Origin of the sequence: Streptomyces sp. SID5910 (genome assembly GCF_009862125.1) — a bacterium.
In the GTDB taxonomy this organism is placed as follows: Bacteria; Actinomycetota; Actinomycetes; order Streptomycetales; family Streptomycetaceae; genus Streptomyces.
On the sequence record NZ_WWHX01000495.1, the window covers coordinates 1 to 433 of the forward strand.

The following is a 433-nucleotide window of genomic DNA, read 5'->3' on the forward strand; positions in this document are numbered from 1 at the left end:
CGTCGTGCGACAGGGACGACCAGGGTCAGCCCTCGTCGGTGGCGGCCGTGACCGAGGACGGCGCCGACTGCTCGGCCGCCGCGGTCTTCTTCGACGCCGTCTTCTTGGCCGTGGCCTTCTTGGCGGTCGTCGTCTTCGTCGCCGCCTTCTTGGCCGCGGCCTTCTTCGCGGTCGTCGTCTTCTTGGCCGTCGCGGTCTTCTTGGTGGCGGCCTTCTTCGCCGTCGCCTTCTTGGCCGTCTTGCGGGCCGCCGCCTTCTTGGCCGGGGCCTCGGCCTCCTCCGCCTCAGCAGGGGCTTCCGCCTCGGCCGGGACCTCGGCCGGGGCCTCCGCCGGGGCCGACGGGACGACCACGACGGCCGCCTCCTCGGACGCGGTCGAGGTGGTGGGCTTGCGCACCGCCCGACGGCGCGGACGGGCCGGAGCGGCGCTCTC

At 74.4% G+C, this 433-nt stretch carries 1 pseudogene; it reads right to left on the reverse strand.

Features of this window, described 5'->3' with window-relative positions:
- Positions 1-25: 25 nt before the first annotated feature.
- Positions 26-433 (reverse strand): annotated as a pseudogene (locus GTW67_RS17485) (Rne/Rng family ribonuclease); the annotation flags it as partial.